Raw genomic sequence first — 7,049 nt, 5'->3', positions numbered from 1 at the left:
GTGCGCGCAAGTACGCCGGCGAGCCCTTCCTGCGCAAGATGGTCGAGGCCGCTGCCGAGATGTACCCCGGCATCCCGATCGTGATGCACMAGGACCACGGTGCGAGCCCGTCGGTGTGCCTGCAGTCGATCCGCTCGGGCTTCACCAGCGTGATGATGGACGGCTCGCTGCTGGAAGACGCGAAGACGCCGTCGAGCTACGACTACAACGTCGGCGTCACGCGCCGTGTCACCGAGATGGCGCATGCGGTGGGCGTGTCGGTGGAAGGCGAGCTCGGCTGCCTGGGCTCGCTCGAATCGGGAATGGCCGGCGAAGAGGATGGCGCCGGCGCGGCCGGCCGGCTGACGCACGAGCAGATGCTGACCGATCCGGAGCAGGCCGCCGACTTCGTCGCGCAGACCGGCATCGACGCGCTCGCCATCGCGATCGGCACCAGCCATGGCGCCTACAAGTTCAGCCGCCAGCCGACCGGCGACATCCTGGCGATCGACCGCATCAAGGCCATCCACGCGCGCATCCCGAACACGCACCTGGTGATGCACGGTTCGTCGTCGGTGCCGCAGGAGTGGCTGGCGGTGATCCGCGAGCACGGCGGCGAGATCGCGCCGACCTGGGGCGTGCCGGTCGAGGAGATCCGCGAAGGCATCCGCCACGGCGTGCGCAAGGTCAACATCGACACCGACATCCGGCTCGCGATGACCGGCGCGATGCGCCGTGCGATGGCCCGCGACCGCAGCGAGTTCGACCCGCGCCGCTTCCTGAAGGACGCCACCGCGGCGGCGCGCGACCTGTGCATCGCGCGCTTCGAGGCCTTCGGCTGCGCCGGCATGGCCTCGCGCATCAAGCCGGTGCCGCTGGACACTGCCGCCCAGGCCTATGCGCAAGGTAAGCACTGAAGCGCGGCGGCAGGGTCGCGGGCTACCATGCCCCGTCCATGCTCTACGCCGAAACCGCACCGTACCGCCTGCACGCCCTTGGTGTGCCGGGCGGCCACGTGCTGCACGTCGAGGAGAGCGGCCACCCGCAGGGCATCGCCGTGGTGGTGCTGCATGGCGGCCCGGGCTCCGGCAGCTCGCCGCTGCTGCGCCGCTTCTTCGACCCGGCCCGCTACCGCATCGTCAACCCCGACCAGCGCGGTGCCGGCCAGAGCCGGCCGCGCGGCAGCACGGTCGACAACACCACCGCCCACCTGGTGGCCGACCTGGAGACGCTGCGCGAGGCGCTCGGCATCGAGCGCTGGCTGGTGGTCGGCGGTTCGTGGGGCGCCACGCTCGCGCTGGCGTATGCGATGGCGCATCCGGGCGCGGTGACGGGGCTGCTGCTGCGCGCCACCTTCCTGGCGCGCGAGGAGGACATCGGCGGTTTCTTCCAACCGGCCGATGTGGGGCTGGCCGACGCCTGGGCCCGGTTCGCGGCGATCGCGCCCGCCGATCGGCGGCACGCCATGCTGCCCTTCCTCGCGCAAGGCCTGCATGCCGATGCCGACACCGCACGCCACATGGCGCTGGCCTGGTGGCGCTGGGAAAGCACGCTCGCGACCGGCGCTGTGGCGCAGCCTGAGCCGTCGGGCGCGGCGCTCGATGCGCTGGTCGACCGCTACCGCGTGCAGAGCCACTACCTGCTGCACCGCTGCTGGCTCGATGAGCCGCCGCTGCTGGATCGTTGCGATCGCCTGCCGGCCGTGCCGACGCTGCTGCTGCACGGCAGCGAAGACCGCATCTGCCGGCCCGAGGGCGCGCTCGCGCTGCACCAGCGCCTGCCGCACAGCCGCCTGCGCCTCATTGAGGTCGCCGGCCACGACCCGACCCATCCGGCGATGGTGCGCGCGATGGTCGAGGCGCTGGACGGCTGGCCGTCATGAGCTTACGGCTCAAGATCCACCTGATCGTCGGGCTGCTGACGCTGCTGTTCCTGTTCGTGATGATGGGCCTGGAGGTGCGCAGCATGCGCGCGTCTGTGAACGAGGAGGTGGTGGCCGCCAACCGCGTGGCCTCGCAGTTCCTGAACCGCACCGTGTGGCGCTATGCGGCCCAGGGCACGCCGGCGGTGCTGGCCTTCCTGCAGGGCATGGGCCGCGTGCGCTCGAACGACATCACGCTGCTCGACCGGCAGGGCGCCGTGCTCTATGCCTCGCCGCCGTCGCCCTACAAGCCGGGCCGCGATGCGCCCGACTGGTTCGACGCGCTGGTCGCGCCGCCGCCGGCCGTGCAGTCGCTGGACCTGCCCGACGGCCAGCTGAAGGTGCAGGCGAACGCATCGCGCGCCGTGCTCGACGCGTGGGACGAGGCCATCACGCTGGTGTTCGGCGCCGTCGTGATGCTGGTGGTACTCAACGGGCTGGTGTACTGGCTGGTCGGGCGCACGCTGCGGCCGTTCGGCCAGATCGTCGCGGCGCTGAACCAGCTGGAAGGCGGCCGCTTCGATGTGTCGCTGCCGCCGCTGCCGGGGGCCGAGGCCGGCACCATCGGCAAGGCCTTCAACCGCATGGTCGGCATGCTGCAGGGCCACATCGAGACCGAGCGCCGCGCGGTGCGCGCCGAGCTGCAGCTGTCAGAGAGCCGCGAGTTGACGCGCTGGGTCGACCACCAGATCGAGCAGGAGCGCCACCTGATCGCGCGCGAGCTGCATGACGAGCTGGGCCAGTCGGTGACGGCGATGCGCAGCATGGCGCTGTCGATCGCGCAGCGCATGCGCACGCTCGATCCGCAGGCCGAGCAGGCGGCGCGCCTGATCGCCGACGAGTCGTCGCGCCTGTACGACGCGATGCACGGCATCATCCCGCGCCTCGCGCCGCTGGTGCTGGACAACTTCGGGCTTGCCGAGGCGCTGGCCGACCTGGCCGAGCGCACGCGCCGCAGCCAGCCCGGCGTGCAGATCGAGCTGCAATCCGAGATGGACGGCGTGCAGCTCGGCAGCGAGGCGGCGCTTGCGCTGTACCGCGCTGCGCAGGAAGGCCTGACGAACGCGCTGCGCCATGGCCAGGCGCAGCGGGTCGGCGTGCGGCTGCGCGCTGCGGCCGACGGCATCCTGCTCGAACTCGTCGATGATGGTGTCGGCTTGTCGCCCGACTGGGATGACAAGAAGGGCCACCACGGCCTGCGCTGGCTGGCCGAACGGGTGCAGGGCCTGGGCGGCAGCTTCGAGCTGGTGTCCATCGCCCCGCGCGGCGTGCGCCTGACGGTGCGCCTGCCCCCACCCACGCCGCAACCCACCGAGGTGACCCCCGCATGATCCGAGTGATGCTCGTCGACGACCACGCGCTGGTGCGCATGGGCTTTCGGATGCTGCTGGCCGATGCCGGCATCGAGGTCGTGGCCGAGGCCGACACCGGCGAACAGGCGTGTGCCGATTACCCGAAGCTCCAGCCCGACGTGGTGGTGATGGATCTGTCGATGCCCGGCATGGGCGGGCTCGAGGCCGTGCGGCGGCTGCTGGCGCAGGACCCGAAGGCCCGCGTGCTGGTTCTGTCGGCGCACGAGGACACCGCCCACCCGCGGCGGGTGATGCAGGCCGGCGCGCTCGGCTACCTGACCAAGCGCGGCGCGCCCGAGGCGTTGATCGCGGCCGTCACCGCGGTGGCCGAACACCGCCCCTATGTGGACGCGCAGACTGCCCAGGTGCTGGCGCTGGCCCAGATGAAGGGCGACACGAACCCGGCCGAAGCCCTCAGCGAACGCGAGTTCTCGGTGTTCATCCAGCTCGCGCGCGGCCTGACCGTGGCGCAGATCGCCGCCAACCTGAACCTGTCGCCGAGCACGGTGGGCACGCACCTGTACCACGTGAAGCAGAAGCTCGGTGCCGGCAACCAGTCCGAGCTGACGCTGGTGGCGCTGCACTGGGGGCTGATCCAGGCTTGAAGTGGACACATGGCACCGCGTTTGCCCGTGCACTGCGGCACGGCGTCCCCCCGATTCGCGTGAGGATCAAGGGTAAACCCTTGAATCAGGCCCATTTCTTGCGCCGTAATTGCTCACAAGGGCCTGCAGTTCGGGTCCGGGCAGGAGAGTCGTCGATGCGGGGCTGGCTGTTGATCGGGGTTGCACTGGCGGCGGGCGTCGCGCACGGCGAGGACATCACGCAGGTGCTGGAGCGCTCGCAAAGCGTGCGCCTGGAGCGCATGTCGCCGGCGCCGGTCGAGAGCGAACGGGCGCAGAAGCTGCGCGACAGCTTCGAGATGCTCGCGCGCCGGCTGGGGCTGGAGGGGGCTGCCGAGTTGCGCGTGGTGCGTGGCGACGTGGTGGCTGAAACGCTGCACGGCCGTGTCGTGATCGCCAACGAATCGCTGGGCGACTGGCCCGAGGAAGGCAGGCTGTTCGTGCTGGCGCACGAATTGGGTCATGTGGCGCTGGCGCACTGGGCGCAAATGGGCGTGATGTACCAGAAATGGGTGCCCGGCAGCGTCACCCCGGACCAGACCGACCCGGTCGCCGGCCGGTTGGGGCGCGAGGCGTCGGGCCTGGCCTACCAGCAGGAGTACGAGGCCGATGCGTTTGCGCTGCGCACGCTGGAAGGGATGGGCGTGCCGCGCGACACGGTGATCTCGGCCTTCATGCGGCTCGGCGTGACGAAGGACACGGCGACGCACCCCGGCACGCATCGACGGCTGGCCGCACTGCGCGCGCAATAGGCCTGGGGATCAACCCCACGCGCCTTTGCCACGCCGGTCGCCCCTGAAGGGGCCTACGCATTGACGCGGAACGATCCCATCGCCGCGGTGAGCCGCCCCGACTGACCCCGCAGCGACTGCGCCGCCGCCGCCAGCTGCTCCACCAGCGCGGCGTTCTGCTGCGTCATCGTGTCGAGCTGCGCGATCGCCTGCTGCATGCGGCCGATGTCGCTGCTCTGCGAGGCACCGCTCTGCGCAATGTCGCCGATCAGCCCCGCCACCTGGCCGACGCTGTCGACGATCTCGCGCATCGTGCGGCCGGCATCGGCGACCAGCTGCGAACCGGCCGCCACCTTCTCCGTCGAGTCGCCGATCAAGGCCTTGATCTCGCGCGCAGCCGACGAACTGCGCTGCGCGAGGCTGCGCACCTCCTCGGCCACGACCGCGAAGCCGCGACCCTGCTCGCCGGCGCGCGCTGCCTCCACAGCTGCATTCAGCGCAAGGATGTTGGTCTGGTACGCGATGCCGTCGATCACGCCGATGATCTCGGCGATCTTGCCGGCGCTGGCGTGGATCTCGCCCATGCGCACGATCACGTCCTGCATGGTCTGCGCGCCGCGCGCCGCGACCTCGCTGGACAGCGTGACCCGGCTGCGCGTCTCGCGTGTGCTGTCCGAGTTGCTGCTCACCGTGGCCGCCAGCTGCGCCATCGAGCCGACGGTCAGCTGCAACGCGTTCGCCTGCTGCTCGGTGCGGTTCGACAGGTCGGTGTTGCCGCTCGCGATCTCGTCCGATGCGGTGTCGACGCTCTCGACGGTCTGCCGCACGTCGAGCACCACCGTGCGCAGCTTCTTGCGCATCGCGTTCAGCTCGGCCCGCAGCCACGAGATCTCGTCCTTGCCCGACGACGTGATCTTGGTCTCGAGGTCGCCGCCGGCAATGCGGATCACGCACTGAACGGTCGATTCGACCGACTCCTTGATGCTGCCGCGGATCAGCCAGCCGGCCAGCAGCGCCACCGCGCAACCGGCGATGGCGCCCGCACTGAACCACCCGATGGCCGCATCGGCATTGATCCGCTGCGGTCCCGCGGCAAGCTGCTGCACGGTCCACGCCGCCGCCGCACCCATCGCGAGCACGATCGCACCCATCACGGCGAAGCCGATCATCACCCGCCTGACCAAGCTGACCTGGCGAATCCATTCCATGAGCTGTCTCCTTGTTTTATGAATCAAGCACCATCCAGCCGCAGCGCCGCGCATGCTCGCGCAGCACAGGCTCCGGCCGCACGGCCACCGGATGCGACACCGCCTGCAGCAGCGGCAGGTCGCTCGCGGAATCGGAATAGAACCAGGATTCGTCGAAGGCCTGCAAGCCGCCGGGCCGGTCCAGCCAGTCGAGCACGCGGCTCAGCTTGTGCTCGCGGTGGCAGGGCTCGCCGTCGATCTCGCCGGTCAGCAAGCCGTCTCGCAGCTCGCCTTCGGTCGCCATCAGGTGGCGGATGCCGAACAGCCGGGCAAAGGGCTCGGCGATGAAGCGCGTGGTCGCGGTGACGATGGCGCACAGGTCGCCGGCACGCTGGTGGCGCTCCACCAAGGCCTGCATGATGCCGGGCACCCGCGCCGCCATCTCGGCCTCGAACGCGCGGCTCCAGGCCTCGATCTGGTCGCGCGGAAACGCCGCCAGCGGTGCCACCGTGATGCGGTGCATCGCGCGGATGTCCAGCGTGCCGGCCACGTAGCGGTGGCAGCAGGCCAGGTAGGCCTCGGGGGCCTCGGGCGGCAGGATGCCGCGCGCCGTGAGGAAGCGTGTCCAGGCCATGCCGCTGTCGAAGGGAATCAAGGTGTGATCCAGGTCGAACAGCGCCAGGTTCATGCGTGTCTCAGGCGTGGCTCAGCTCGCGCGACAGCAGGTGCGCCGGCAGCACGCCGCGCAATGCGTTGCACACCACGATGGCCTGCGCACGCCGCAGGTCGGCCCGGCTCAGGCTGCGCTCGACGGTGGCCCAGCCCGGATCGGCCAGCAGCCGCGCGCGCATCACGCCGGGCAGCGCGCCGTCGTGCAGCGGCGGCGTGCACCAGCGGCCGTCCAGCAGCAGGAACACCGAGCTGCGCCCACCTTCCACCAGACGGCCGTCGGCGGTGAAGAACAGGCTGTCGAACGCGCCGGCCCGCTCGGCCGCCTGCATGCCGGCGTCGTAGTGCTGGCGCAGCGTGGTCTTGTGGGCCGCCAGCGGGCGGTGGTCGGGCAGGGGCTGCGCGGCGATCAGCAGGCCCACCGGCCCCGCGGGCAGCGGCGCGAGCGGGGCGTGGGTGCACGCCGGCGTCGTAGTGCTGGCGCAGCGTGGTCTTGTGGGCCGCCAGCGGGCGGTGGTCGGGCAGGGGCTGCGCGGCGATCAGCAGGCCCACCGGCCCCGCGGGCAGCGGCGCGAGCGGGGCGTGGG

General features: G+C 71.1%; 7 protein-coding genes and 1 pseudogene. 5 read left to right on the top strand and 3 right to left on the bottom strand.

The annotated features are described in order from the left end of the window. The 5 genes from fba to AC1D1T_RS28330 all read left to right on the top strand — a co-directional run. Positions 1–896: class II fructose-bisphosphate aldolase (fba, locus tag AC1D1T_RS28350; RefSeq protein WP_477992940.1), on the top strand; the 896-nt coding region annotated here is incomplete at its 5' end. A gap of 38 nt (positions 897–934) precedes the next feature. After that, complete coding sequence (locus AC1D1T_RS28345; RefSeq protein ID WP_477826473.1) at positions 935–1,861, top strand: alpha/beta fold hydrolase; 927 nt, start codon at positions 935–937, stop codon at positions 1,859–1,861. Continuing rightward, positions 1,858–3,231: a HAMP domain-containing protein gene (locus AC1D1T_RS28340; RefSeq protein ID WP_465112197.1), complete on the top strand. Its 1,374-nt coding sequence runs from the start codon at positions 1,858–1,860 to the stop codon at positions 3,229–3,231. Before AC1D1T_RS28345 ends, AC1D1T_RS28340 begins: the two co-directional genes overlap by 4 nt. After that, positions 3,228–3,857, top strand: coding sequence for a response regulator (locus tag AC1D1T_RS28335; protein ID WP_047502237.1), 630 nt, complete (start codon positions 3,228–3,230; stop codon positions 3,855–3,857). Before AC1D1T_RS28340 ends, AC1D1T_RS28335 begins: the two co-directional genes overlap by 4 nt. Positions 3,858–4,012: 155 nt before the next feature. Then, a complete protein-coding gene (locus AC1D1T_RS28330) occupies positions 4,013–4,627 on the top strand; it encodes a M48 family metalloprotease (protein ID WP_477992939.1) in 615 nt (204 codons plus the stop codon). 53 nt (positions 4,628–4,680) lie between these two features. Here the strand turns inward: AC1D1T_RS28330 and AC1D1T_RS28325 are convergent, their stop codons facing one another. The 3 genes and pseudogenes from AC1D1T_RS28325 to AC1D1T_RS28315 form a co-directional block, all read right to left on the bottom strand. Beyond that, complete coding sequence (locus AC1D1T_RS28325) at positions 4,681–5,814, bottom strand: methyl-accepting chemotaxis protein (protein WP_477828658.1); 1,134 nt, start codon at positions 5,812–5,814, stop codon at positions 4,681–4,683. 16 nt (positions 5,815–5,830) lie between these two features. Then, positions 5,831–6,481 (bottom strand): HAD family hydrolase, encoded by a 651-nt coding sequence (locus tag AC1D1T_RS28320; RefSeq protein WP_477845118.1) that lies wholly within the window; start codon positions 6,479–6,481, stop codon positions 5,831–5,833. A 7-nt stretch (positions 6,482–6,488) separates the two neighbouring features. Then, positions 6,489–6,932, bottom strand: a pseudogene (locus tag AC1D1T_RS28315) (aminotransferase class IV); the annotation flags it as partial. Between the last annotated feature and the right edge of the window lie 117 nt (positions 6,933–7,049).

This window comes from Rhizobacter sp. P2_H3 (assembly GCF_056403355.1).
The sequence above is the reverse complement of the archived record's forward strand: the minus strand, read 5'-3'. Positions and strand labels throughout refer to the sequence as shown.